General features: G+C 73.0%; 18 protein-coding genes. 11 read left to right on the forward strand and 7 right to left on the reverse strand.

What is annotated here, in order from left to right; all coding sequences use genetic code 11:
• Nucleotides 1-92 precede the first annotated feature (92 nt).
• A complete protein-coding gene (locus ACIBEJ_RS05145; protein WP_397181310.1) occupies nucleotides 93-443 on the reverse strand; it encodes a hypothetical protein in 351 nt (116 codons plus the stop codon).
• Nucleotides 444-1,408: 965 nt separating this feature from the next.
• Here ACIBEJ_RS05145 and ACIBEJ_RS05150 point away from each other — a divergent pair.
• Both ACIBEJ_RS05150 and ACIBEJ_RS05155 read left to right on the forward strand, forming a co-directional pair.
• Nucleotides 1,409-2,590: a serine hydrolase domain-containing protein gene (locus tag ACIBEJ_RS05150; RefSeq protein ID WP_397181311.1), complete on the forward strand. Its 1,182-nt coding sequence runs from the start codon at nucleotides 1,409-1,411 to the stop codon at nucleotides 2,588-2,590.
• Nucleotides 2,587-4,275, forward strand: a complete 1,689-nt coding sequence (locus tag ACIBEJ_RS05155; protein ID WP_397181312.1) for a CocE/NonD family hydrolase — start codon at nucleotides 2,587-2,589, stop codon at nucleotides 4,273-4,275. Before ACIBEJ_RS05150 ends, ACIBEJ_RS05155 begins: the two co-directional genes overlap by 4 nt.
• On the opposite strand, the gene ACIBEJ_RS05160 is transcribed toward ACIBEJ_RS05155, so the two are convergent.
• The 3 genes from ACIBEJ_RS05160 to ACIBEJ_RS05170 form a co-directional block, all read right to left on the reverse strand.
• Entirely contained in the window at nucleotides 4,249-6,315 is a 2,067-nt protein-coding gene (locus ACIBEJ_RS05160) for a 3-hydroxyacyl-CoA dehydrogenase NAD-binding domain-containing protein (RefSeq protein ID WP_397181313.1), read from the reverse strand. The genes ACIBEJ_RS05155 and ACIBEJ_RS05160 overlap by 27 nt on opposite strands.
• Nucleotides 6,315-7,514: an acetyl-CoA C-acetyltransferase gene (locus tag ACIBEJ_RS05165; RefSeq protein ID WP_397181314.1), complete on the reverse strand. Its 1,200-nt coding sequence runs from the start codon at nucleotides 7,512-7,514 to the stop codon at nucleotides 6,315-6,317. Before ACIBEJ_RS05165 ends, ACIBEJ_RS05160 begins: the two co-directional genes overlap by 1 nt.
• Nucleotides 7,515-7,594: 80 nt before the next feature.
• Complete coding sequence (locus ACIBEJ_RS05170) at nucleotides 7,595-8,557, reverse strand: AraC family transcriptional regulator (protein WP_397181315.1); 963 nt, start codon at nucleotides 8,555-8,557, stop codon at nucleotides 7,595-7,597.
• Nucleotides 8,558-8,586: 29 nt separating this feature from the next.
• Between ACIBEJ_RS05170 and ACIBEJ_RS05175 the strand changes: the two genes are divergently transcribed.
• Genes ACIBEJ_RS05175 through ACIBEJ_RS05195 form a run of 5 tightly spaced genes read left to right on the forward strand, consistent with a single transcriptional unit; the run spans nucleotide 8,587 to nucleotide 14,768 of the window.
• Entirely contained in the window at nucleotides 8,587-9,561 is a 975-nt protein-coding gene (locus tag ACIBEJ_RS05175; RefSeq protein WP_397181316.1) for an amidohydrolase family protein, read from the forward strand.
• 35 nt (nucleotides 9,562-9,596) lie between these two features.
• Nucleotides 9,597-11,012, forward strand: coding sequence for an OB-fold domain-containing protein (locus ACIBEJ_RS05180; protein WP_397181317.1), 1,416 nt, complete (start codon nucleotides 9,597-9,599; stop codon nucleotides 11,010-11,012).
• On the forward strand, nucleotides 11,012-12,199 hold the full coding sequence (locus tag ACIBEJ_RS05185; protein ID WP_397181318.1) for an acetyl-CoA acetyltransferase: 1,188 nt from the start codon (nucleotides 11,012-11,014) through the stop codon (nucleotides 12,197-12,199). The genes ACIBEJ_RS05180 and ACIBEJ_RS05185 overlap by 1 nt, the downstream gene beginning before the upstream one ends.
• Nucleotides 12,196-13,155 carry an amidohydrolase family protein gene (locus ACIBEJ_RS05190; protein ID WP_397181319.1) on the forward strand — a complete coding sequence of 320 codons (960 nt, stop codon included), beginning with the start codon at nucleotides 12,196-12,198 and terminating at the stop codon, nucleotides 13,153-13,155. The genes ACIBEJ_RS05185 and ACIBEJ_RS05190 overlap by 4 nt, the downstream gene beginning before the upstream one ends.
• Nucleotides 13,152-14,768 (forward strand): AMP-binding protein, encoded by a 1,617-nt coding sequence (locus ACIBEJ_RS05195; protein ID WP_397181320.1) that lies wholly within the window; start codon nucleotides 13,152-13,154, stop codon nucleotides 14,766-14,768. The genes ACIBEJ_RS05190 and ACIBEJ_RS05195 overlap by 4 nt, the downstream gene beginning before the upstream one ends.
• Here ACIBEJ_RS05195 and ACIBEJ_RS05200 read toward each other — a convergent pair.
• Both ACIBEJ_RS05200 and ACIBEJ_RS05205 read right to left on the reverse strand, forming a co-directional pair.
• Nucleotides 14,734-15,078: a cupin domain-containing protein gene (locus ACIBEJ_RS05200; protein WP_397181321.1), complete on the reverse strand. Its 345-nt coding sequence runs from the start codon at nucleotides 15,076-15,078 to the stop codon at nucleotides 14,734-14,736. The genes ACIBEJ_RS05195 and ACIBEJ_RS05200 overlap by 35 nt on opposite strands.
• A 9-nt stretch (nucleotides 15,079-15,087) precedes the next feature.
• Nucleotides 15,088-16,416, reverse strand: coding sequence for a flavin monoamine oxidase family protein (locus ACIBEJ_RS05205; RefSeq protein ID WP_397181322.1), 1,329 nt, complete (start codon nucleotides 16,414-16,416; stop codon nucleotides 15,088-15,090).
• Between the two features lie 157 nt (nucleotides 16,417-16,573).
• On the opposite strand from ACIBEJ_RS05205, the gene ACIBEJ_RS05210 reads away from it, so the two are divergent.
• From ACIBEJ_RS05210 to ACIBEJ_RS05220, 3 genes are read left to right on the forward strand one after another with little or no spacing between them, the layout of a single operon-like run.
• Nucleotides 16,574-18,145: an AMP-binding protein gene (locus tag ACIBEJ_RS05210; RefSeq protein WP_397181323.1), complete on the forward strand. Its 1,572-nt coding sequence runs from the start codon at nucleotides 16,574-16,576 to the stop codon at nucleotides 18,143-18,145.
• 22 nt (nucleotides 18,146-18,167) lie between these two features.
• Nucleotides 18,168-19,019: an SDR family NAD(P)-dependent oxidoreductase gene (locus ACIBEJ_RS05215; RefSeq protein WP_397181324.1), complete on the forward strand. Its 852-nt coding sequence runs from the start codon at nucleotides 18,168-18,170 to the stop codon at nucleotides 19,017-19,019.
• Nucleotides 19,016-19,759, forward strand: a complete 744-nt coding sequence (locus ACIBEJ_RS05220) for an SDR family NAD(P)-dependent oxidoreductase (RefSeq protein ID WP_397181325.1) — start codon at nucleotides 19,016-19,018, stop codon at nucleotides 19,757-19,759. The genes ACIBEJ_RS05215 and ACIBEJ_RS05220 overlap by 4 nt, the downstream gene beginning before the upstream one ends.
• On the opposite strand, the gene ACIBEJ_RS05225 is transcribed toward ACIBEJ_RS05220, so the two are convergent.
• The gene (locus tag ACIBEJ_RS05225; protein ID WP_397181326.1) at nucleotides 19,756-20,385 is read right to left on the reverse strand and encodes a TetR/AcrR family transcriptional regulator; all 630 of its coding nucleotides are present in this window, start codon (nucleotides 20,383-20,385) and stop codon (nucleotides 19,756-19,758) included. The two genes, ACIBEJ_RS05220 and ACIBEJ_RS05225, sit on opposite strands and share 4 nt — an antisense overlap.
• Nucleotides 20,386-20,454: 69 nt before the next feature.
• Between ACIBEJ_RS05225 and ACIBEJ_RS05230 the strand changes: the two genes are divergently transcribed.
• Nucleotides 20,455-21,897, forward strand: a complete 1,443-nt coding sequence (locus tag ACIBEJ_RS05230) for an MFS transporter (RefSeq protein ID WP_397181327.1) — start codon at nucleotides 20,455-20,457, stop codon at nucleotides 21,895-21,897.
• Nucleotides 21,898-22,245 lie beyond the last annotated feature (348 nt).

Consider the following 22,245-nt stretch of genomic DNA (forward strand, 5'->3'; position numbering starts at 1 on the left):
TGGCGAGACCGGCGGCGGGCTGGCCGGCGGCGGGCCGGATCCGGGGTGACGGACGCGCTCGTGCTCACGCCCCCTCCCGGCCGTCGGCCGGATCAGCCGGGTCGGCAGGCCGCGGGGGATCGGCCGCCTCGGGTGTTGTCTCGGGTTGGGGAGCGGCGGCGGAAGTCGGCTCGCGCGCTGTCGCGGGCGGCGGACGCCGCGGCGATCCGGTCCGCCTCTCCGTCTTCCTGGGCGGCGCGCATCTCGTCGTCGGCCTGCCGGATCCGCTCATCCAGCGCCTGGTGCTCGGCGGCGATCTCGGCGTGGCGGGATCGGGTCACGATGTTCTCGGCCTGGCCGATCACCTGCAGCTCGGCCAGCGTCTGATGCTCGGCGTCGGCGGCGTCGAGCAGGTCGTCGATCTCCGGCCGGCCGGTGCGGTTGACCGGCGTTTCCTCCCTCACCCGGCACCCTCCTTATTATCCGCTGAGTTTCGCGCCCGGTTCCGGGGCTCCCAGACCGTCATTATCCGCTGAGATCATCCCCGGTCTCAGTGGATAATGTGAGTTATCCACTGATGGCCTGCCGGTGAAGCGCGACCATATGCCTTGTTCTGCCCCGGCGTTCCTCAACCCCGACCCTCACCTGTCCAATCTCTGGGTCCGGCATAGCTCTGACCAGGCGAATCAGCGTGCAGCGGGAAACGGCCGCACCCAGGACCGCCGCCATCCTGGCTCCCGCACGGCCAGCCGACGCGAGCGCAACCCGCTCCAGCAGTCCGCGCAGCCCCACTGTGCGCCGCTGGTGCATGACGGTCAGCCCGTCCACCTGCTTGGCGAACGTCACGGCCGGGCAGCTTGGATTACCAGAGATGAAGCGGCGGACCTCCAGCCCGACCTCCACAGGCCGCCCGCCGCAGGCCACGTCCTGCAGCCGACGCCGATATCGGTGCAGCTGATCCTCCAATTGCCGCCGCCAGGCCGGATATTCGCCGAGGCAGGCGGCCAGGGCAGCGGCCAGGTGGTGGCGGCCGGTCTGCCGGCCGGCCTGGGTGCACGCCCAGCACGAGATCAACGGCCTGAACGACGGCCGCCGTCGCGCTCTAGCCGCACCTTCCCCCGCACGCGGTGGAGGCCACCGTGCAGGTCTGTCTGACGCGATCGCGTCAGCTGCCACGCCGACGTTCTTGCCCCGGCCGCCGAGCCGACCCTTAACCGGTTGAACGGTGCCCGGCTCAGCGCCGGGGCGAACGCCGCCGACGAGGCCCGCCCTGGGGGCGGGCCTCACCGATCGTCACGCACGAAGAGGTTTCACAAGCCGCCGAGGACGGCAGCGCCGGGCGCAACCCTGACAGTTGCCGCCCGACCGGTCGGTCGATATGGTCCTAGAATCGACCGACCGGTCGGTAGAGATGAGGAGAGGATCTGTCATGACCCATGTCCAAGGCACCGTCGCCCCCGGTTTCGAGGGGGTCCGCGAGGCGTTCGAGCGCAACTTCACCGACAGCGGCGAGGTCGGCGCCGGGCTGGCCGTCTATCGGCACGGCGGCCCCGTCGTCGACCTGTGGGGTGGCGAGGCCGACCCGGACACCCACCGCCCGTGGAACCGGGACACGATCGCCGCCATCGCCTCCACCTGCAAGACGTTCGCGTCCGGCGCGCTGCTGCTGCTGGTCGAACGCGGCGAGGTGGACCTGGAGGCGCCGGTCGCGCGCTACTGGCCCGAGTTCGCCCAGAACGGCAAGGGCGGCATCACCGTCCGCACCCTGCTCGCCCACCGCGCCGGCCTGCCCAGCATGCACACGCGCCCGGTCACCTGGGAGGACCTGCGCGACTGGACCCCGATCACCGAGACCCTCGCCGCGGCCACCCCGGAGTGGCCACCCGGCACCCGGCACGGCTACCACGGCGTCACCATCGGCCACCTCGCCGGGGAGATCGTCCGCCGCGTGAGCGGGATGACGCTGAGCGCGTACCTCGAAGCGGAGATCACCGGCCCGCTCGGCCTCGACTGCTACGTCCGCGTGCCCGACGCCGCGCTGCCCCGGCTGGCCAAGATGGTCCTCCCGGACGAGCAGTCCGTCCAACTCGGCATGCAGGTGCCGGAGATGGCGGACTTCGTCCAGGCGCTGGGCGATCCGGACACCCTGAGCTACCGCGCCTTCTACGGCAGCGTCACCCAGCAGTGGGACGACTCCAACAACCCCCGCACCTACCAGGTCGAGAGCCCTTCCATGGACGGCGTCGCCTCCGCCCACTCCCTGGCCCGCTACTTCGCCGCCATGATCGGCGAGGTCGACGGCGTCCGGCTCTTCTCGCCCTGGCTGGTCGACAAGATCCGCACCCCGCAGTCGGACGGCATCGACGAGCTCCTCAAGGTCCGCACCGCCTGGGGGCTCGGCTTCCTCGTCCCGGGAGGGCCCTTCTGGCCCGCGCCGGACAACCTCACGGGCCTGTTCGGCGGCAGCGGAGCCACCGGCTCGTTCGCCTTCGCCGACCCCGAACGCGGGCTGGGGTTCGGCTACGTGCCCAACCGCGGCTCCGAGCTGCTGGAAGGCGGCGACTTCCGGGTCAGGTCGCTGGTCGAGGCCGTCTACAAGGCCGTGCTGTGAAGGCCCCGATCACGATCTTGCGCGACGCGGAGATGCCCATGCGCGACGGCGTCGTGCTGCGCGGCGACGTCTGGATGCCGGACGACGGGCGCCGCCGCCCCGCCGTGCTGATCCGCACGCCGTACGGACGAACGGGGACCAACAACGACTTCCTGCGCCCGCTCGAATGCGTGCAGGGCGACTACGCCTGCGTCGTGCAGGACACGCGCGGCCGCGCGGGCTCCGACGGCGAGTGGACGATCTTCATGGCCGAGCAGGAGGCCCGCGACACCCACGACAGCGTGGAATGGGCCGCGGCGCAGCCGTGGTGCGACGGCAACGTCGTCATGGCCGGGGCCTCCTACCTCGGGATCGTGCAACTGCTCGGCGCCGCCGAACGCCCGCCGCACCTGCGCGCGATCGCGCCCGGGATGACCAGCAGCGCCGAACTCGACCGCGCCGCCGGCGGCGTCATGCGCGTCAACGAGGTCATGGCGTGGCTGGCGTTCATGGCCATGGACTGGCTGGAGCGCGAGCGGGCCGCCGGGCGTCCCGCCGACCCCGGCGCCGCCTACGAGCTGTGGGAGCTCGCCACCGACCCGGCCGCCGCCCTGCGCACGCTGCCGCTGAAGGACCTGCCGCAGTTCGCCGCGGTGCCCGGCTTCCCGCTCGACGTGGGGAAGATGCTGGCGTACGGCACGCCGGGCATCGCCGAGTCGTTCGCCTACGAAGCCGTCGAGGTGCCCGCCCTGAGCGTCACCGGCTGGTTCGACAACCACTGCGACTCCACCATCGAGAGCTTCCTGCGCCTGCGCGCGATCCACGGCGACCGGCACCGGCTCATCGTGGGCCCCTGGTCGCACGACGGCCGGCTCGGCTACTGCCAGGGCGAGGTCAGCTTCTCCGCCCGCGGCGACGCCTCGGTGCTCGGCCTGTCCGCCCAGCACCTGGCCTTCTTCGACGAACACGTGCGGGGCGCCCCATCCGCCGCGCCCGCCGTCCGGTACTTCCTCATGGGCGCCGACGAATGGCGCGAGGCGGACCGCTGGCCGCCTCCCGGCGAGCTCAGGACGCTGTACCTGGAGGACGACGGCCGCCTGGGCGCGCGGCCTCCGGCGGACGAGCGCCCCGACCACTACTCCTACGACCCGGACGACCCCGTCCCCACCCGCGGCGGCCGGGTGGTCAACCTGGGCCGGCTGGTGCCGGGCCCGCTCGACCGCTCCCGGCTGGAGGAGCGCCCCGACGTGCTGTGCTACACCTCGTCCGTCCTGGACGAACCGCTCGACGTGGTGGGCCAGGTGGCGGTACGGCTGTTCGCGGCGTCGTCGGCCCGCGACACCGACTTCGCCGCCAAACTCGTCGACGTCTTCCCCGACGGCCGCGCGCTGGCCGCGGCCGGTGGCGTGCAGCGCGCCCGCCACCGGCACGGACCGGACGCCGAGCAACTCCTGGAGCCGGGAGCGGTCGAGGAGTACACCATCGGCCTCGGCCACACCGCGTGGCGCTTCCCGGCAGGACACCGTGTCCGCCTGGAGATCACCAGCAGCGACTTCCCCGCCTACGACCGCAACATGAACACCGGCGAGCCGGTCGGCACCGACGCCGCCGGGGTGGTCGCCCACCAGACCGTCCACCACAGCGTGCCGTATCCGTCGCGGCTGGAGCTGCCGGTCCTGTCAGAAGGGCTCGATCCGGCCCCGTAGCAGGGACGGCGGGCGCAGGTGCTCGCCATAGGCGTCGGCCAGCCGGTCGGCGCGTTCGGTGAAGGCGCGCAGGCCGTACTGGTTGACGTACTGGAGTGTGCCGCCCGACCACGGCGCGAAGGCGAGGCCGAGCACGCTGCCGACGTTCGCGTCAGCGGTGGAGGTCAGGATCCCGTCCTCCAGGGCGCGCACGCTCTCCAGCGCCTGGGCGAACAGCAGCCGCTCGCGCACGTCCCGCTCGGGAATGGGCCGGTCGCCGCCGAAGCGCCCGGCCAGCCCCGGCCACAGCCGCTTGCGCGCCCGATCGGGGTAGTCGTAGAAGCCGCCGCCCCCGGCCCGTCCAGGGCGGTTCATCTCCTCGACCATCCAGGCGAAGACGCCGTAGGCGGTGGCGTGGCCCAGCTCGCGGCCGTCGGCCGCCGCGTCCGCCTCGTTCTGGCGGCGCACCCTGAGCATGGTGGCCAGGGCGACCTCGTCGCTGACCGCCAGCGGGCCCACGGCCATGCCCGCCCCGCGGGCGGCGTTCTCCACGAGTGCCGCCGGTACGCCCTCCGTGAGCATGGCCGCGCCCTCGGCGGTGTAGGAGACGAAGACCCGCGAGGTGTAGAAGCCGGGGCCGTCGTCGACGAGGATCGGCGTCTTGCCGATCTGCCGGGCGAAGGCGAAGGCCAGCGCGAGCGCGGCGTCCCCGGTGCGTTCGCCGCGCACGACCTCCAGCAGCGGTACGCGCTCCACGGGCGAGATGAAGTGCAGACCGACCAGGTCACCGGGGGCCCGCAGCCCCTCGGCCAGCCCGGTGATCGGCAGCGTGGAGGTATTGGAGGCGAGCACGGCGGTGCCGTCCTCGGCGCCGGCCAGCACGCGGCGCTTGAGCGCGCGGTCCTCGAAGACGGCCTCGACCACGAGATCGCACCCGGCGATCGCGGTGCCGGGTCCGGCGAGGTGGTCGACGGCCACGCCGCAGGTGGCGGCGCTCATCCTGCCTTGGGCGACCTGCCGCCTCAGCCGGCGTACGACTTCGTCGTGCCCGCGCTCGGTCGCCTCCGCGCTCACGTCGGTGAGCACCACCTCGATGCCCGCCGCGGCGGCGACCGCCGCGATCCCGGCGCCCATCATCCCGGCGCCGATCACGCCGAGTCGCCGAACCCCGCCGGTGGACCTGGCCCGCCTGGTGACCTCGTTGCGGGCGTACCAGTGACAGCCGATCATGTTCTTGGCCACCTGGCCGGTGGCGAGTGCGACCAGGTGCCGGGTCTCGGTGCGCAGAGCGGTGTCGACGTCCACCCGGACGGCCTCCGCCACGCAGGCGAGGATCCGCTCCTGGGCGGGCAGGGTGCCGTGGGTCCTGGCATACAGGCGGGCGGCGGCGGTCTCGAAGAAGCGCGGGGGAGCGGCGGGCGCCTGGTCGTCCCACGGTTGTGTGGCATCGGGGTGGGCGGCGATCCACGCGCGGGCCTCTCCGATCAGTTCGCGGGCCGGGACGAGCCGGTCCACGAGCCCGGCGTCGAGCGCCCGGCGGGGCGGCAGCCGTTCTCCCTCCATGAGCAGGGGCAGGGCGGCGGCGGGGCCCAGCAGGCGGACGGTCCGCACCACCCCGCCACCGCCGGGCAGCAGCCCGAAGGTGACCTCGGGAAGGCCGAGGCGGATCGCCGGGTCGTCGGCGCAGAGGCGGTGGTGGCAGGCGAGGGCCAGTTCGAGCCCGCCGCCGAGCGCGGTGCCGCCGATCACGGCCACCACGGGCCGGCCGAGGCGCTCCAGCCTGCGGAAGGCGTCCTTGGTGCGGTCGAGCTGCCCGGCGAACCCGGCCGCGTCCGCGGGGGTGAGGGCGTAGACCTGGTCGAGGTCGGCGCCGACGGCGAAGGTCGCCTTGGCCGAGACGACGATCACGCCGGTGACGTGCTCGCGCTCCGACTCCAGGCGGTCGAGCGCCGCGGTCAGGGCGGTGCCGAAGGCGGCGTCGAGCGTGTTGACCGGCCGGTCGTGCCGGTCGAGTGTGAGCGTGACGATGCCGTCGTCGTCGCGGTGGTAGCCGATCGCCATCACACGTCCCTCTCGATGATCGTGGCGATGCCCATGCCGGCGCCCACACACAGGGTGGCCAGGCCGCGCCGCAGGTTCCGGCGCTCCAGCTCGTCCAGCAGGGTGCCGAGGATGATGCAGCCGGTGGCGCCGAGCGGGTGCCCGAGCGCGATCGCGCCGCCGTTGACGTTGATCCGGTCGGGGGACAGGTCGAGGTCGCGGGCGTACTTGAGCACCACGGTCGCGAACGCCTCGTTGACCTCGAAGAGGTCGATGTCGTCGAGCGTGAGGCCGGCCCTGGCCAGCGCCTTTCGGGTGGCGGGGACCGGGCCGGTGAACATCAGTGTCGGCTCGGTTCCGACCACGGCGGTCGCGACGATCCTGGCGCGTGGCGTCAGGCCCAGCCGTTCGCCCACGGCCGCGCCGCCGATCAGCATGGCGGCGGCGCCGTCCACGATCTGGGAGGAGTTGCCCGCGGTGTGGATGTGCTCGACCCGCTCGACCTGGGGGTAGCGGCCGATGGCGACCGCGTCGAACGTCTCGCCCGCCAGGGCGAAGCTCGGCGACAGCCCGGCCAGCCCCTCCATCGTGGTCTGGGGTCTGATCGCGTCGTCATGATCCAGTACGGCGAGGCCGTCAGGACCGGTCACCGCGACGAGCGAGCGGTCGAAGTACCCCTTGTCCCTGGCCCGCGTGGCACGGCGCTGCGACGACAGCGCGTAGGCGTCCACCTCCTCGCGGGTGTAGCCCTCCAGGGTCGCCAGCAGGTCGATGGCCACGCCCTGCGGCACGTACCCGGTAAGCAGCGCCGTCTCCGGATCGTCCATCCAGGCGCCGCCGGTCGAGCCCATCGGCACGCGGGACATCGACTCCACGCCGCCCGCCACCACCAGGTCCTCGAACCCTGACCGGATCTTCATGGCCGCCAGGTTCACCGCCTCCAGGCCCGACCCGCAGAACCGGTCGATCTGGACGCCAGGGGTGTCGAGGTCGAGCCCGGCCACCAGGGCGGCGATGCGGGCGATGTCGCTGCCCTGCTCGTCGACGGGGCTGACACAGCCGAGGATGACGTCGTCGACCTGCGGGCCGTCCAGGTGGTTGCGGTCGGCCAGGGCGCGCAGGACCTGCGCGGCGAGGTCGACGGGCCGGATGCCGCGCAGCGCGCCGCGTTTGCTGAGGCCGCGCGGCGTGCGCACGGCGTCGAAGATGAGGGCTTCCACGGTCCCGACGGTAGGAACGGCGGCGCAACCGGCCAATGACCGTGCCGTCCGTGCTACCTGACCCTGGCGTCCCCCGCTTGTTATGGGCGGTAGGCGCGCGGGGTCGTGCCGGTCCAGCGTTTGAACGCGCGGTGGAACGCGCTCGGCTCCGAGAACCCGAGCCGCCTGCTCAAATCCTCGATGGACAGGTCGCCGCGGGCCAGCGCGGACACCGCGGCGTCCCGTCTGAACCGGTCGCGTACGCGCTGGTAGGAGGTGCCCTCGGCGCGCAGGCGGTGCCGTAGGCCGGCGGGGCTGACGGACAGCCGGGCGGCGGCCGAGGCCAGGTCGGGCCCGCCCTCGGCGAGTATCCGCCTGACCTGCCCGGCGACGTCGCCCGAGTAGTCCCCGCGCTCGACCAGCTCGGCCGGGTAGCGCCGCAGGAACGGCGTCAGCGCCGCCTCGTCGCGCAGCACCGGCCGGTCGAGCGCTGCCCGGTCGAACCCGATCGCGGGCCGCGCCCGCCCGAACAGGCACCCGCACCCGTAGAACGCGTCATACTCCAGCACGTACGGCGGCCGCCCATGCGGAAACTCCGCCCGCCGCAGCTCCAGCCCACCCCCGACCAGCCAGCTGGCGAACCGGTGCCACGCCCCCAGCACCAGCTCGACCAGGTGATCGGCAGGCTGGGGGAACCCGGTCAGCGTGAACTCCAGCCGCGCCTCCCGCCCGCTCTCCACCAGCCTGACCGTCACCCCGATGGCGAACAGGTCGTAGAAGGCGGCCCCACGCAGCAGTGCGGTGCGCAGGTCGTGGCCGTGCACGGCGAGCGCCGCCATGGTCGCGAAGGTGCCGAGCCGGCTCGGGGCCGGGCCGAACCCGAGCAACTCGTCGTCGAGTGCGGTCCAGAGGTGCCGGACCAGGCGGGCGTACTGCTGTGTGGTGACCGTTCGGGCCTCCGGCTCGATGCCCGAGCGGGCGAGCGCCCGGCCGACGTCGAGGCCGCGGCGGCGGGCGCCGGCGAGGCAGGCGTGCACGAGCCGCCCCGAGATCCGTCTGTCCATGTCGGCCCCTTTCTGCCACCATCATATGAATGAGTGTTCATACGGAACAGTCCGTCATCGACATCTGTGACGGCGTCCACGACTCCGGCTCATGGCTGGCGCTGCTGCGCGGGCTGTCGGCGGACGCGCCGCACTTCCTGGAGTTCCTGGCCGGCGCCATGAGCGTGATGGCCGGCCTCGACCCCGCGCGCACCCGCGAACAGCTCGCCCGCGATCCCGCGGCGGCACTCGCCGCGCTGGCCGACGGGCTGGCCGTCGACGACGGCGCCCACGTGTCACGGCTGCGCGCCGCCGGCGTCCGCCACCAGGTGCTGCACGGCTCCCACTACCGCCTGCCCGGCGGCGAGACCGTGAACGACCGGGTGGCCGCGCGCGCCGCCCGGCATCCGGACCTGCTGAGCGGCTGGTGCGGCGTCGACGCGCGCGACCCCGAGGCGGCGGTGGCCGAGATCGACCGGTGTGTGGCACTCGGCATGCGCGGGGTGGTCATGCTGCCCTTCGCGGCGGGCGTGCCCGCCGACGACCCGGCGAGCCACCTGATCTACCGGCACGTCGCCGGCCTGGGGCTGCCGCTGTGGCTGCACTGCGGGCTGAACCTGTCGCGCTCCAGCCCGATGACCACCCCGGCCGAGCTTGACCTGGTCGCCGGGCGCTATCCGGGGATGCCGGTCGTGGCCGGGCACGGCGGCTGGCCGTACGTGGGAGAGCTGGTGGCGGTGATGATGCGCCAGCCCAACGTCTATCTCGACACCTCGGGGCACGACCCGGGGGCGATGGCGGCCCCCGGGTCCGGGTGGGAGCCGCTGCTGTTCCATCTTCGGGGGGCGCTGCGCCGCCGGGTGGTGTTCGGCAGTGCGGCGTGGACGCACGCCTCCACCCAGGAGCGCTCGATCGCCTCCGTGCGCGGGCTGGGGCTGGAGGAACGGCACGAGCGGGCCTGGCTGCACGACAACGCGGCGGCGCTTCTCGGCCTGCCCCTGGCCATCCCGGCTCCGGATGCTTAATATGAATGAACGTTCATAGAGCAAGGAGTTCAATCTTGGCTGGAATCATGGCGTACGGGGGCTACCTCCCTGCGCACCGGATCCGCCGCTCGCGCATCGGGGAGGCGCTCGGCACCAGGCCGGCGACCGGCTCCAGGACGGTCGCCTCCTACGACGAGGACACCACCACCATGGGCGCCGAGGCGGCCAGGGTGGCGTTGCGCGGCCTGCCGGGACCGGAGGAGGTGCGGGGCCTCTACTTCGCCACCGCGGACCCTGTCTATCTGGACAGGTCCAACGCCGCCGCCGTACACGCGGTGCTGTCGCTCGACCCGTCCGTGCCCGCGGTCGACATGGGCGGCGCGGTGCGCTCCGGCGTGGGCGCCCTGCGGGCCGGACTGCACGCGGGCCCGCCCACCCTCGTCGTCCTGTCCGACATCCGCGCCGGCCTGCCCGGCGGCGCCGACGAACGCGACGGCGGCGACGGCGCCGCGGCGCTCGTCGTGGGCACCGGCGGAGAGGTCGTGGCGGAGTGGATCGGCGACGCGGCCAGAACAGAGGAGTTCCTGAGCCGCTGGCGCGAGCCCGGCGAGCGGCACTCCCGCCACTGGGAGGACCGCTTCGTCGAGGAGGTCCACGTGCCCGCCGGACGGCTGGCGCTGGAGGAGGCGCTGAAGTCCGCCGGTCTGACCGCGGCCGACGTCGACCACCTCGTCGTCACCGGCGCGAGCCGGCGGATCGCCGCCGCGGTCCGTGCCGCGGCCGGCGTCGAGGAGCACGCGGCGGCCGACGACCTGCTCGACTCGGTCGGTGAGACCGGCACCGCGCACCCGGCGCTGCGCCTGGCCACGATCCTGGACCGGGCGGGACCGGGGGAGGTGATCGCGCTCGTCGTCCTGACGGAAGGCGCCGACGCGCTGCTGTTCCGCACCACCGACCTGCTCGCCGAACGGCGCAGCGCCTGGCCGACCGCCGCCCAGATCGAGCACTCCAGCGACGACCTGAGCTACGCCACCTACGTCACCTGGCGCGGATTCCTGCCGCGCGAGCCCATGCGCCGCCCGCTGCCGCCACAACTCGCCGCCCCCGCCGCCCGGCGGATCGGCGCGTGGAAGCTCGGCCTCGTCGGCTCGCGCTGCCTCGCCTGCGACACCCGCCACCTTCCGCCCCAGCGGGTGTGCGGCGCCTGCCGCGCGCTCGACCGGATGCGGCCCGACCCGGTGGCCGGCCTGCCCGCCACCGTCTCGATCGCCACCGTGGACCGGCTGGCCTGGTCGCCGAACCCGCCGCTGATTTACGGGACCGTCGACTTCGACGGCGGCGGCCGGCTGCAGTGCGAGTTCACCGACACGGTGCCGGACGGCGCGCGGACCGGGCTGCGGGTGCGCATGGCCGTACGCAGGACACACAGCCGCGACGGCGTGCACAACTACTACTGGAAGGCCCGCCCGGAACGAGGGGAGCAGTACTGATGGCCGACAGGGGAATCAACGGCAGAGTGGCCGTGGTGGGCGCCGGATGCACACGCTTCGGCGAGCGCCGTGACGCCGGGGCCGACGACCTGCTCATCGCCGCAGCCAACGAGGCCGCCGCGTCGGCGGGCATCGACCTGGCCGACGTGGACGCGTTCTGGCTGGGCACGTTCGGCTCCGGGCACGCGGGCACCGCGCTGTCCAAGCCGCTCAAGCTGGACAACAAGCCCGTCACCCGGGTCGAGAACTTCTGTGCCACCGGCGCCGACGCCTTCCGCAACGCCTGCTACGCCGTGGCCGCCGGCGCGTACGACGTGGTCATGGCGATCGGCGTGGAGAAGGTCATGGACTCGGGACAGGCCGGCATCCCGTTCTTCGAGTTCTTCGACGACGGTACGGCGGTGCCGCACACGCCCCCCGGCACCTTCGGCTACCTGGCCAGCGGCTACGCGCGGCGCCACGGCGTGGCCGACGCCGACCTGCGCGCGGCCATGACCCACGTCGCGTGGAAGAACCACCGCAACGGCGCGCTCAACCCCCGCGCGTACTTCCAGCGGGAGATCCCCAAGGAGGTGATCGACCGGCAGCCGCTGCTGGCCGGGAAGCTGAGCCTGCTCGACTGCGGCGGGCTGGCCGACGGCGCGGCCGCCGTGGTGATCACCAGAACCGAGGACGCGCGCCGCTACACCGGCAAGCCCGTCCTGGTGAAGGCGCTAGCCCTGGCTGCCGGCCCGGGTACCGGCGCCATGGACCCCGGCCACGACTTCTCCTCCTTCCCCGAGGCGGTGGCCGCCGCGCGCAGCGCGTACGCGCAGGCCGGCATCGGCGACCCGCGGGCGGAGCTGTCCTTCGCCGAGGTGCACGACTGCTTCACCATCACCGAGATCGTCCTGATGGAGGACCTGGGCTTCTCCGCCCGCGGCACCGCCTGGAAGGACATGGTGGGCGGGGTCTTCGACCGCGACGGCGCGCTGCCGGTCAACCCGGACGGCGGGCTGAAGGCGTTCGGGCACCCGCTCGGCGCCTCCGGCATCAGGATGATCTTCGAGAGCTGGTTGCAGCTGCGCGGCGAGGCCGGGGACCGGCAGATCGACAACGGGCGCACGCTCGCGCTCACCCAGAACATCGGCGGCGATCCCGGCGAATGCGTCTGCCTCATCACCATCCTCGAGGGGCCTTCCCGGTGAGCGGCGACGCGGTCATCGACATGGCGGGGGTCGTGCTCGACGCCGAGTCGTGGGAGTCGTACCTGAGCTGGTTCGCCGCCGACTGCCCGAACTATCTGCGGCTGTTCGGGAGGCGGTTCTGCGGGCTGGCGGGGGTCGAGCACGCGGCGTACCAGAAGGCGCTGGAGCGCGGACCGGAGGAGGTGGTGCGGCTCCTTCTGTCCACCGGCCGGCTGGACGTGGACATCGACCGGTACGTGGAGGAGCTGGCCGCCGGTGGGGTGGCGCTGCAGGTGATCCACGGCGGCATGACGCCGCTGCGCTCGGGCGGGCTGCTCAACGACCGGGCGGCCGACTTCGCCCGCCGCCACCCGGACCGGCTGCGCGCCTGGGCGGGGCTGAGCCTGCGCGACGAACAGGCGGCACTCAAGGAGATGCGCAGGTGCGTGGGCGACCTCGGCATGGGCGGGGTGTCGGTGACGCACTTCACCGACGTCGCCGACCCGCTCTCGGCCGCCAGCCAGGCGGTCTACGCCGAGGCCGAGCGCCTGGGCGTGCCGGTCTGGATCCACGCCGGGCACAACCTCTCGCCCCGGGTGCCCGTGGACCACTGCGCGTGGCGGCAACTGGACGCGATCGCGCGGGCCCACCCGGACCTGGTGATCGTCGCCGGTCACGGCGGCTGGCCCTGGATGATGGAAATGGTCGCGCTCTGCCAGCGCCATCCCAACGTCTACCTGGAGTTCTCCACCCACCGGCCGTCGCACATGGCGGCTGCGGGCTCAGGCTGGGAGCCGCTGCTGGCCCACGGCCGGGCCACGATCAGGAACAAGGTCCTGTTCGGCAGCGTCGGCTGGGTGCACGAGATGTCGGCGGGCGAACTGGCCGACGAGGTACGCGCGCTGCCGCTCGACGAGGGCACCGTGCGCCGCTGGCTTTACTCCAATGCCGCCCGCGTGCTGGGGACGGCGGCATGAGCACCGCCTTCACCACGACCCCCGAGGCCGCGGAGTGCGTGGTGCCCCTGGTACTGCGCCGCCGCGCCGAGGAGCGTCCCGGCGAGGTCTTCGCCGTCTTCCAGGACGGCGAGGAGTGGACGGGTGCGCGGGTACTCCACGAGACCCTGGCCATGGCCGAGATCCTGCACGAGCACGGCGTACGGCCCGGCGACCTCGTCGTCTCCTGGCTGCCCAACGGGCCGGACGCCCTGCGCACCTGGTTCGGGCTCAACGAGCTCGGCGCCGTGTACGTACCCGTCAACACCGCCCTGCGCGGCAGGTTCCTGGAGCACGTGCTGGCCAACTCCGGCGCCCGGCTGGCGGTCGTCCATCCCACCCTCGCGCCCAGGCTGGCCTCGGTGGAGACGGCGGCGCTGCGTACCGTCCTGGTCCCCGGCCACGCCGCGCCCGAGGTCACCGGCCTCGACACGGTGCCGGTCGGCGACCTCCCGGCCGCCCCGCGCCGGGTCTCGACGTACACGCCGCGACCCTGGGACACCTACGGCGTGCTCTACACCTCCGGCACGACCGGGGCGAGCAAGGGCGTGATGTGCTCGTACGCGCACCTGTGGACGACGGCGGTGGCCTCATCCGCCGGCGTCATCGGCGCGGGCGACCGGTACCTGGTCCAGCTGCCGCTCTTCCACGGCGGCGGCACGATCGGCGTCGCCCTGGCCCTGTACGTCGGCGCCTCGGTGGCGGTGGTGGACGGCTTCGACACCCGCTCGTTCTGGGAACTGGTCCGCCGTACCGGCACCACCGCCTGCACGCTGCTGGGCGCCATGACGTCGTTCCTGACCGCACGCGAGCCGGGACCGGACGACCGGGACCACCCGCTGCGTACCGTCTGCATGGTGCCGCTCGGCGAGAACGCCCGGGCCTTCGCCCGGCGCTTCGGCGTCGACGTCTACACGCTGTTCAACATGACCGAGGTCAGCACGCCGTTGCTCTCGGAGCGCAACCCGGACAGGGCGGGGGCCTGCGGCCGGGTCCGCCCCGGCGCCGAGGTGCGGCTGGTGGACGCGCACGACCGGGAGGTGCCACACGGCGAGACCGGCGAGATGATCGTCAGAACGGCCGCGCCCTGGGCGATGAACCACGGCTACCACGCGATGCCCGAGGCGAGCGCGGCGGCCTGGCGCAACGGATGGTTCCACACCGGTGACGCCTTCCGCCGTGAGCCGGACGGCGAGTACTTCTTCGTCGACCGGGTCAAGGACGCCATCCGCCGCCGGGGCGAGAACATCTCCTCCTTCGAGCTGGAGACCGGCGCCGCCGCGTACCCGGGAGTCAGGGAGGTGGCCGCCGTCGCGGTGCCGAGCGAGCACGGCGAGGACGAGGTGCTCGTGGTCGTGGCGCCGATCCCCGGCCAGACCGTCGATCCCGCCGGGTTCGTGGCCTTCTGCGTGGAGCACATGCCGCACTACATGGTGCCGCGCTATGTCCGCGTCGTGGCCGAGCTGCCCAAGACGCCGACGAACAAGGTGCGCAAGCACCTGCTGCGCGCCGCCGGGATCACCGCCGACACCTGGGACCGCGAGGCGGCCGGCATCCGGGTCAGGCGGGAGCGTCTCCCGGCCGCTGACGGTTGACCTGCGGTCGGATCACGAAGAAGGCGCGGGTGCCGGCGCTCGCCTGATAGTCGACCGTCGCGCCCGCGCCGATGAAGCAGGCGGAACCGGCGGCGACCCGCACGGCCCGCCCGCCCTCGATCACGGTCAGCTCGCCCTCGATGACATACAGCGTCTCGTCGTAGGCGAGCGTCCAGCCGCGCAGGTGCCCGTCCGCCGGGAAGCGCAGGAAGCCCGCGGTGTCCGTGGGGAAGGACACCGCGAGGTTGCTCGCGAAGGGCACCTCGCCGTAGCCCGACGGGTCGTCGCCGAACAGCAGGACCTCGGTCATGATCTCTCCTCAGAGCCGGTCGAGGACCTCGCGGGCGCAGCGCTCGCCCGCCTGGACCGCGCCGTTCATCCAGCCCGTCCACCGATCGGCGCTCTCCGTCCCGGCCCAGTGCAGGCCGTCCGAGGGCGCGTGTGGCGCGGGTCCCGCCGCGGTGAGCGCGCCGGGCCGCAGGCCGCCCTGACAGCCGAAGACGTACGGCTGCCGCCGCCAGTCGGTCTCCAGGTACGCCACCGGCCGGGCCGCCTGGGGACCCAGGCAGGCGGCCAGGGCTTCCAGAGTGGCGGCACGCCGTACTCGATGATCATCGGTGAAGGCCGGAGGGTTGCCGCGGAAATGCCGCTCGGAGAAGGTGAAGGCGGTGAGCGCGAGCACCCCGGGCGAGCCGTCGGGCGGCGAGGCGTCCAGGAAGCCGGGCACCGCGCCGAGATCGGTGAAGCCGGAGCCCGACAGCCCCTGGTTCCGCCAGAACGGCTCGTCGTAGACCACGTTGGTCTTGATGAGCGGCCCCCGCACCCAGCCAGAGGCCAGCGCCGCACGCGCGCGCGGCAGTCCGGGACGGAAGGCGACGGGCCCGGTCGCGGCCGGCCCGATCGCCATGATCACCCGGCGGGCCCGCACGAGCAGGCCGGGCGTGCTGACCACGATCCCGCTCCCGTCCCGCTCGACCTCGCGGACCGGCTCGCCGAGACACACCCGCTCACCCAGGTACGCCGCCAGCGCGTCGGGCAGCGCCTGCGACCCGGCGGCGAACCTCAGCACGGAGTCCTGGTCGCGCAGCATCGGCCGAATCCCGCCGCAGGTGGCGGTGGCGTGCAGGGCGTAGGCGAAGGAGATCTCGGCCGGCGGCGCGGCGAACCACGCGGAGACGGAGCAGTCGAACAACTGCCTGGCCAGCGGGTCGTGGATCTGCTCGTCCCGCCAGGCGGCGAGGTCAAGGGCATCGAGGCGCGGGTCGCCGGGCTCGGTGCGTTCCATGGCCCTGTGCGCGGCGGCGTACTCGCGGACCGCGTCGTGGGGCAGGCCGGGCAGGCCGTCCGTGTACTCCAAGCGGCGGCCGCCCAGGTGGGCGACGCCGATGCCGTCCTTGAAGGAGGGGAAGAGCTCGACGCCCACCTCGGCCGCGAGGGTGCGGATCTCGCGCTGGCTCGCGCACACGTACATGGCGCCGGCCTCGGTGGGCTTGCCGCCGGGGAGGGGGATGTTCCACACGCGGCCGCCGACGCGCTCGCCCGCCTCCAGGACGACCGTGTCCACGCCTCCGGAAGCCAGCCGGTAGGCGGCGGTGAGGCCGGACAGGCCGCCGCCTACCACGACGGCCTCAGCGGTCTTCTCGATCATTCAGGACTCCTCAATATGAACGATCGTACATGAGTAACTGAGGGTTATTTGGCCAGGTATTGCCTGTCCGAATGGCAGCATGCTATACAAACGTTCATACATTTACCACCGTTCAGGGAGAGCGATGACAGCGAAGCTCCCACCCCGTGGACAGTGCGTGCTCCCGCTGCTTCTGCGGGATCGGGCACGCCAGGAGCCCGACCGGCCCTTCGTCTCCTTCGCCGACGGGACCGCGTGGACCTACGGCGACGCCTGGGACGAGACGCTCTCCGCCGCGAGCGGCCTGCGCTCACTGGGCGTGCACGCGGGCGACCACGTGCTCGTGTGGCTGCCCAACGGGCCGGAGATCCTGCGCGTGTGGTTCGGCGCCAACCAGCTCGGCGCCGTGTTCGTCCCCGTCAACACCGCCTACCGCGGCGACATCCTGGCGCACGTGCTCACGCTCGTGCGGCCGAAGGTCGTCGTCGCGCACGCTGACCTGGCCGACCGGCTGATCGGCCTCGACCTGGCCGGGGTGGAGCACGTCGTCGTGGCCGGCGGGCCGTGCGCGCCGCTGCCGGGGGTCGGCGCGCACGGCGCCGCCGTACTGCACCCGGACGCCACCGAGAGCGCGGAGGACCCATGCCCGGCCCAGCCCTGGGACCCGTACGCGGTGATCTTCACCTCGGGCACCACCGGCCCCTCCAAGGGCGTGATCTCCTCCTATGTGCACCTGTGGGCCACCGTCACCGCCGTCGAGGAGCACCTGTCGGCCGACGACCGCTGCCTCACCAGCCTGCCGATCTTCCACGGCGGCGGGCTGCAGGACATCGCGGGCGCGCTGATCGTGGGCGCGTCCGTGGTGCTGGTCGAGTCCTTCGACACCAGCACGTTCTGGGACGTCATCGAGCGCACCGGCGCCACCTGCTGCACGCTTCTCGGCGTCATGGCGACCTTCCTGCTCAAGCAGCCACCCAGGCCGGGCGAGCGCGACACTACGCTCCGGCTGGTCTACCTGGTCCCGCTCACGGACAACGCGGGGGAGTTCGGCCGCCGCTTCGGCTGCGACATCCTCACGGTGTTCAACATGACCGAGGTGAGCGTGCCGCTCGTCTCCGAGCTCAACCCGGCCACGCCGGGCAGTTGCGGCAGGCCGCGGCCGGGCGTCCAGGTACGCGTGGTCGACGCCCACGACCAGGAGGTCCCGCAGGGGGAGATCGGCGAGCTCGTCATCCGCACCGACCTGCCCTGGGCGATGACCAGCGGCTACCTCGGCGCCCCCGAGGCGACGGCGGCGGCCTGGCGCAACGGCTGGTTTCACACCGGCGACGCCTTCCGCACGGACGAGCACGGCGACTACTTCTTCGTCGACCGGATCAAGGACGCGATCAGGCGGCGCGGGGAGAACATCTCCTCCAGCGAGGTCGAGGCGGAGATCCTGCGCCATCCGGCGGTCCGGGAGGCCGCGGCCGTCGCGGTGCCGAGCGGCGACGGCGAGGACGACGTGCTCGCGGCCGTGGCACCCGTCGACGGCGCGCGCCTCGACCCGCGCGACCTCCTGGAGTTTCTCCTGGAACGGCTCCCGCACTTCATGGTGCCCCGGTACGTGCGCGTGCTGGGCGAACTGCCCAAGACCCCCACCAGCAAGATCGAGAAGCGGCGCCTGCGCCGCGAGGGCGTCACGCCCGACACCTGGGACCGCGAGGCCGCCGGGCTGAAAGTCCGCCGCACCCGCCTCAAGCAAGTATGAACGATTATTCATGGAGACGCTTATGGATACCCCACTGCGCGACCGGGTCGCACTGATCACCGGCGGTGCCGGCGGGATCGGCGCCGCCACCGCGCGCAAGCTCGCCGGGCAGGGAGCCGCGGTCGTCGTCGCCGATCGGGACGCCGCGGGCGCGGATCGCGTGGCCGCCGACCTGCGCGGCGAAGGCCTCGACGTGCGCGCCGCCGCGATGGACCAGACCGACCCCGAGCAGGTCGAGCGGGTCTTCACCGAGACGGCGCGGGCTCACGGCAGGCTCGACATCTGCTTCGCCAACGCCGGATGGGGCCGCGTCGACGCCTTCCTCGATTTGCCGCTCGACACCTGGAACCGGCACGTCGCCGTCAACCTGACCGGCACCTTCCTGGTGTGCCAGACCGCCGCCCGGCACATGGTCGACGGCCGCCGCGGCGGATCGATCATCGTCAACTCCTCCAACGGCGCGGTCGCCCCCGCCGCCCTGTTCTCCGCCTACTGCGCCACCAAGGCCGCGCTCAACATGCTGGTCCAGGTCATGGCCGGCGAGCTCGGCGCCCACGGCGTGCGGGTCAACGCGGTGATGCCGGGGGTCACCTCCACCGCGATGACCAAGAACCTGCTGGATCAGGGCATGGACCGCATCATCGAGGCGCAGACGCCGCTCGGCCGGGTCGGCCGCCCGGAGGACGTGGCCGCCGCGGTGGCGTTCCTCGCCGGGGACGACAGCTCCTACGTCACCGGGACCGCTCAGCTCGTGGACGGCGGCGCCACCCACAACGTGCCGCGCTGGTTCAGCACCGACTACCGGCGCCGCGGGCGGACCGAATGGCGGCTGCGCCACCTGGAGACACCGATCACGGAAGGAGGCGGGGCATGACTCTGGCCGGCCGTACCGCATTGATCACGGGAGCGGCGCGCGGCATCGGCGCCGCCATCGCCACCCGGATGGCGGCGGACGGCGCGCACGTGGCGCTGTGCGACCTCGACGCCGAGGGCGCGCGGGCGACGCTCGCGCGGGTCGAGCGCGACGGCGGGAAGGGGATCGTCCAGGTGGCCGACGTCTCCGACGCCGACGCGGCCAGGGCCGTCGTCGCGCAGGCTGCCGAACGCCTCGGCGGCCTCGACATCCTGGTCAACAACGCCGCCACCGGCGCCCGCGCCAAGATCCGCGACTACACGCTGGAGGACTGGGACCGGGTGCTCGCGGTCAACCTGCGCGCCCCGTTCGTCCTCAGCCAGGCGGCGGTCGAGCACCTCGCGCGCTCGGGCGCGGGCGCGATCGTCAACATCTGCTCCGTGGCCGTGATCGGCTTCTTCGGGCAGATCGCCTACGACGCCTCGAAGGGCGGCCTGCTCTCGCTGACCAGGGCGCTCGCCGTCGAGCTGGGCCGCAGCGGCATCCGCGCCAACGCCGTCTGCCCCGGCTTCGTCGACACCGCGATGGCCGACCACGGCAACCTCAGGGAACTCGCGGCCAAACAGACGGCGACCCAGCCCATCGCCAGGTTGGGGCAGCCTGAGGAGATCGCGAACGCGGTCTGCTGGCTGGCCTCCGACGAGGCCCGCTACGTGACGGGCCAGGCCCTCTTTGTCGACGGCGGGTGGGTACGCGCCTAGTAGCGCGCCAGCACCATCCGGCAGGCCAGGTCGGCGTGGAGCCCGGCCAGTTCCTCGTCCTTGACCGCCGGAAACGGGCCGAAGAACTCGGTCGCCCGCAGGACCAGGTTGACGATCGCCGTGGCGGTGAGCTTCGTCGCGTCACCCCGCATGGCGGGCAGCTCGAAGACCCCCGAACGCACGCCGTGCTCCAGTGTGCGCTCTAGCCGGGTCCGCAGGCCGCGGCGGCGCTCGACGATGACCGCCCGCTGGGCCTCGGGCAGATGGACGTACTCGAACGTGGCGATCATGGCCGAGGCGCGGTGGCGGGCATGGAAGAGGGCCGAGGCGTACGCCAGCGCCCTCAGCTGGCTCTCCGGGTCGGCCGCCGCGGCGGCGACGGCGTCGTTGAGCATCCGCTCACCCTCGTCCGTGGCCCGGCTGACCAGTGTGAACAGGACTTCTTCCTTGGAGGGGAAGTGGTTGTAGAGCGCGGCGGGCGTCAGGCCGCTGGCCGCCGTGATGTCCCTGACGCTCGTGCCCTTGAAGCCCTGGGTGAAGAAAAGCTCCTCCGCGGCGGCCAGGATGCGCTCCGCCGGTGGGATCTTGGCGGGCTTCGCGACGGTGGCGCGCGAGCGAGGCGGCACGGACTCTCCTCGGATTCCTGGGTGACTTCTCCATCGTAGTGCATAAACGTTCATACAGGAGGCCTTCGCATGCCGACGCTACTCGTTCTGCTGGCCGGGGTACTGATCTACACGACGCTGGGCTCGGCCATCGTGCCCGGCCTCGTACGCTTCCAGGCCGATCTCGGCGCCTCGCCGTCCGCCGCCGCGTGGCTGTTCACCGGCTTCCTCCTCGCCGCCTCGATCGCGACCCCGGTCGCCGGGCGTCTGGGCGACATGTACGGCAAGCGGCGCGTGGTCACCTGGACCTTCGCCATCATGGCGGCCGGCGCCCTGGTGTCGGGACTGGCCCCCGGCCTGCCGTTGATGATCGCCGGTCAGCTCCTGCTGGGTGTGGGAGCCGGGATCTACCCGCTGGCGTACGGGCTGGCCCGCGAGGTTCTGCCGGCGCGCCCCGTCGGCGTCGCGATCGGCACGATCGGCGGCGTGGCCACCGCGGGCGGGCTCATCGGCTACCTGGTCGGCGGCGCCCTGGCCGACGCCTTCTCGCACCGCTGGCTGCTCGGCGCCGGGGCGGCGATGCTCGTCGCCACGGTGGCCGCACGGCTGGTCATCCCCGGCTCCGACCTCCGCCTCGGCGGCGCGCTCGACCTCGTCGGGGTCCTGTTGTTCGCCGCCTCGGTCGTGGCGCTGCTGCTGTCGGTCACCTACGCGGCCGACGACGGCTGGCTGTCCTGGCGCGTCACGCCGCTGCTCGTGTTCGCCGTGGCCGGAGCCGCCGGATGGATCCGGCACGAGTCCCGCCACCCGCGGCCGTTCGTCGACATGGCGCTGCTGCGCCGCCGGGTGGTGCTGGCGCCGTCGCTGATCGCCCTGGCGGTCGGCTTCTCCAGCGTGGTGGTCTTCGTCGTGGTTCCCCAGTTGGTGACGCTGCCCGTCGAGACGGGGTACGGCTTCGGCGGCACGACCGCCCAGGCCGGGCTGTACCTGCTGCCCACCGCGCTGGCCTTCCTTGTTGCCGGCCCGGCCGCCGGGGCGCTGGAGCGGGTCCTGCCGCCCCGGGCCGTGATCATCGCCGGCGCACTCGTGATGGCGCTGTCCGTCGCCGCGCTGGCCCTGTGGCACCGCGAGCCGTGGCAGCTCATGGCCATCAGCGCCGTCATGGGAGTCGGCTACGGCCTCGCGTTCACCGCCATGACCAGCCTGATCGTCCGGGCGGTCGCCCCGGGCGAGACCGGGGTGTCCACCGGCATCAGCACCCTGGCCAGGACGCTGGGAGAGACGCTGGGCAGCCAGGCCGGGCTGTCGATCCTGGCCGCCCGCCTCGACCCCGGGACCGGCGTGCCCGCCGAGGCGGGCTTCGGCCTGGCCTTCGTGCTCGGGGCCGGTGCGGCGGCGCTCGCTCTGGCCGGGGCGTTCGCCGTGCCCGGCCTGCCTGGAGGTCGCCCTCATCGCCGAGCACGGCGAGGCGGCCGCCCGCGCGGCCAGAGCCGGAACGCACCGATAGGCCACGGGACCACAGGCCGTCTGTGATCCCGTGTGTCAATAGCGAAGCCACCTGTTGCCCTGACGGCCGCGTGAGCCTGACCAGGAATGACGGGGAACACCCTGCCGGCCGCGAAGGGCCTGGCCAGCGACGACTTCGGCACCGGGGCACCGCTGTTGAACTGGGGAAGCGCTTATTGACACGGACAGCGCTCGAACACGACCCGGCTTCCTCACATCATCGGGCCGGGGGACGCAGGGCACGCGGTTGGCGAGCCGCCATCCCCGCCAAGCGCGTCCGGACGGGGGCTGAAGGTCGCCGCGGCCGCGCCCGCCCAGCGGCCGGAGCGTTTCGTAAAGGCCGTTGCCGGAGTCCGGTGGCTTGCGCTGGCATAT

The organism is Nonomuraea sp. NPDC050790 (assembly GCF_044456745.1).
Lineage (GTDB): Bacteria > Actinomycetota > Actinomycetes > Streptosporangiales > Streptosporangiaceae > Nonomuraea.